This is a genomic window from Aeromonas sp. ZOR0002 (assembly GCF_963866995.1).
Taxonomy (GTDB): Bacteria; Pseudomonadota; Gammaproteobacteria; order Enterobacterales; family Aeromonadaceae; genus Aeromonas; species Aeromonas caviae.
Genome location: NZ_CAWMFQ010000253.1, coordinates 1 through 3,308, shown reverse-complemented (window position 1 = coordinate 3,308; position 3,308 = coordinate 1). Strand labels below are relative to the sequence as shown.

Annotated in this window: 3 protein-coding genes; 1 reads left to right on the top strand and 2 read right to left on the bottom strand. The window is 67.1% G+C overall.

All coding sequences use genetic code 11. From position 1 onward, the window contains the following. Positions 1-68: 68 nt before the first annotated feature. Entirely contained in the window at positions 69-1,010 is a 942-nt protein-coding gene (dmeF, locus tag AACR77_RS14010) for a CDF family Co(II)/Ni(II) efflux transporter DmeF (protein WP_042882360.1), read from the bottom strand. A 71-nt stretch (positions 1,011-1,081) separates the two neighbouring features. Between dmeF and AACR77_RS14005 the strand changes: the two genes are divergently transcribed. Then, positions 1,082-1,357, top strand: coding sequence for a metal/formaldehyde-sensitive transcriptional repressor (locus tag AACR77_RS14005; protein WP_041214512.1), 276 nt, complete (start codon positions 1,082-1,084; stop codon positions 1,355-1,357). 28 nt (positions 1,358-1,385) lie between these two features. On the opposite strand, the gene AACR77_RS14000 is transcribed toward AACR77_RS14005, so the two are convergent. Continuing rightward, a partial coding sequence (locus tag AACR77_RS14000; RefSeq protein WP_042882358.1) for a cellulose synthase subunit BcsC-related outer membrane protein occupies positions 1,386-3,308 on the bottom strand: 1,923 nt, incomplete at its 5' end.

The window sequence follows — 3,308 nt, the reverse complement described above, 5'->3', positions numbered from 1 at the left end:
GGCTGATGCTGGGCTCCCTCTGGCAGGATCAGGGGAGCGAGCCTCCCCGCTGACGCCCGCCAGGGGCGTCAGTCGGCAGACACTTCGATGGTCAGGTGCACCAGCTCCTCATGGATGGCGAGGCGCTCGCGGATCGCCTGTGCCGGGAGCGGGGTCGCCATCTGCAACGACATCGCGGCGGCATACTGCGTCTGCCCCACCCGCCAGACGTGCAGATCGCGGATCTCGGCGCCAGGCAGCTCGGCGATCACCTCGCGGATCTCGTCCACCAGGGGCGCATCCATCTCCGCATCCAGCAAGACGCGCCCGGTATCACGCAGCAGCCCCCTGGCCCACACCGCCACCAGCACGGCCCCGGCGATGCCCATCAGGGGATCCAGCCAGTCCGCCCCCCACAACATGCCTCCCACCAGCGCCACAATCGCCAGCACCGAGGTGGCCGCGTCCGCCAGCACGTGGAGGTAGGCGGCCCGCAGGTTGAGATCCTGATGGCCGTGGTGGTGATCGTGCGAGTGGTCGTGATGACCGTGATGGTGGTCGTGACCATGGTGATGGCCGTGATCGTCCCTGAGCAGCCAGGCACAGGCCAGATTCACCAGCAGGCCCAGCAGGGCAATGCCGATCGCCTGCTGATAATGGATGGGGCTGGGGTCCAGCAACCTGGCCACCGACTCGAACAGCATCAATCCCGCCACCCCCACCAGCAGCAGGGCGCTGCTGAAGCCCCCCAGCACCTCTATCTTCCAGGTACCGAAGCTGAACCTGTGATCCCGCGCGAAGTGGCGGGCAGCGCGATAGGCCAGCACCGAGAGGCCGAGGGCCAGGGCATGGGAGCTCATGTGCCAGCCGTCGGCCAGCAGCGCCATGGAGTTGTAGAACCAGCCGCCACCGATCTCCGCCACCATCATGACGACGGTGAGCAGCACGGCCCAGCGGGTCTTCTGTTCGGCCAGGGGATTCCCTTCGTGGACGACGGGGTGGTGGCAGTGGGATGAGGCGAGGGATGGCATGGATTTCTCCTGAAAACGAGGATGCTATATACTATACCCCAGTATAGTTTTATTGATCGAGAGGATCCTGGATGTCACACACGGTTCACGACAAGAAGAAGCTGCTGGCTCGGGTCAGGCGCATCAAGGGGCAGACCGGCGCCCTGGAGAGCGCCCTGGAACAGGAAACAGACTGCGCCGCCATCCTGCAGCAGATTGCCGCCATCCGCGGCGCCGTCAACGGCCTGATGCTGGAGGTGCTGGAGGGACACATGCGCGAGCATCTTGGCGCCGAGGAGGCGACCCATGCCGAGCGGCTGGAGGATCTGGATCAGGTGGTGAGGGTACTGCGTTCCTATCTGAAATAAGGGCGCCCGGTGATGACGGGCGCCCCTGTCAGTCGAAGTCCGCGTAGGGAGTGAGAGGCCTTGGCGGCATGTCGAGATCCCCTTGCCAGGGCTTGAAGGTGTAGCGCAGGAACAGGGTGACATGGCTGGGGGCATAGTCATCCGCCTGCTGGATGTCCACCCGGCCACCGATGCGCCAGTGCTCCGTCAGCCTGTGTTCCACCACGCCATTCAGGGTGTAGCCGAATCCACTGCTACTGCCCCCTTTCACAGGCGCATTTCTGTCTGGCAAACCGCTTGGCAACAGGCCTTCCAGCGGGTAGCGGCGACTGTCGTCGGTACGGGCGTAGGACCAGGATCCCGATCCCCCCAGCTCCCACGACCAGTCCGGGGTACGCTGCCGGTAGCTCACCGGCACCGAGAGCGAGAAGTACCCCTGCGGGCTGTAATACCCCCCCTGCCCCAGGGTATAGCCCCCCAGATCCTGCTGGTAGTGCCACAGCATGGTGCTGATCCCCACGCTGGCACGGCGATGGGTCTCGTTGACGAACTTGTAATAGCCCCCTCCCATGAGCCGGGTGCGCCAGTTGTCGGGCACGTTCTTGCCGGTCAGCAGGTGCTGCTGGGCGCTGCCCCAGAACCCGACGGCCCCTCCCAGATCCCGGCTGAGATCGAGGCGGACCCCGTTCGCCCGCACCCCACCCCAGCTGATGCCCGTGCCCGGATCCACCGTTCCCCCATAGGAGAGCAGCGAGCTGCTGACGGGCCGACGCGAGAGGGTCATCCCCCACCCCAGCGTGTGCCAGTCACCGGTCAAGGTGGCGCCACCAACCCAGTCCACCACCTCGAAACCGAGGGGCGTGGTCCCCAGATCGAACGCCCAGGCCCCCCGCTGCCAGCCTGCCGCCAGGGTGGTCCCCCGGCTCTGCTGGTGCGCGTCCCCGCGACAGTCCCTGGCCGCACAGGTACCGAACTGCGCCCGGTAAGGGGAGTCCGGCAGCTCTCCGGCATCCATGTCGACCAGTTCAAGGCGGCCGAAGGCGGTACCACCGGCCAGCGGCGTATCCAGTTGCGCCATCTGGGTCAGCGCCCGCAGATCCGAGTAGCCCCCGGTACCGCTGGAGCCCCAGTAATCGCTGTCGAGGGAGAAGGTGGTCTGGCTCTGCCGGTAATGCCTGTCGAGATCGCTGCGCAGGCCGGATGCCAGCCACCCCTCCCCATCCTGACTGCGGGCCAGCCGGGTCAGCTCGCCCCCCTCCAGATCCTCGCGGGGGGCCAGACCTGCGGCCACCAGCCCCTTGCGATCCCGCACCAGGGCCTCTTCCACATCATGCTCGGCAAAGCGCTGGCGGGCGGCATCGCGCCAGAACAGTGCCGCCTGCTGGGAGGCCGGTTGCAGCGCCACCAGGGGTTCGTAGTCGGTGAAGATGGCGCGGGCTGTCTCGTCCTCTCCCAGCGCCTGATAGAGATTGGCTACCCGGCGGTAGTAGTTGGCCCCCTCCGGGGGCAGCTGGCTGACCGGCCAGGCGGGCAGCCAGTGACGGGCCTTTGCCAGATCGCCCCTGGCCTGGGCCAGTTCGGCCATGCCAAGCCTGGCCTCGGGCTGTTGCGGCGTGCGGGCAAGCACCTCCTGATAGCGCTGCTCCGCCAGTGCATAGGCCCCCCGATCCGTGGCCCATTCCGCCAGCATCAGGCTTACCTCTTCATCCGGCTGCAACGGCTGAAGCAGGCGTTCGGCCCCCTCATCATCCCCGGCCTCGTGACGCGCCCTCGCCCTGGCGAGCACCTCGTCACGGGCGAGGCGCTGATCCAGCGCATCCATGTCCTGTGTCCAGCCGGACCTAGGGATGGCGGCCAGCACCCCTCTCGCCTCCACCATCTTGTCCTGCCCCGAGAGATAGAGGGCGGTGGCGTAGCGCAGGGTGGCATCCTGGGGCCGCGCCGCCAGCCGTTCCCGCAAGAGCCGCTCCCC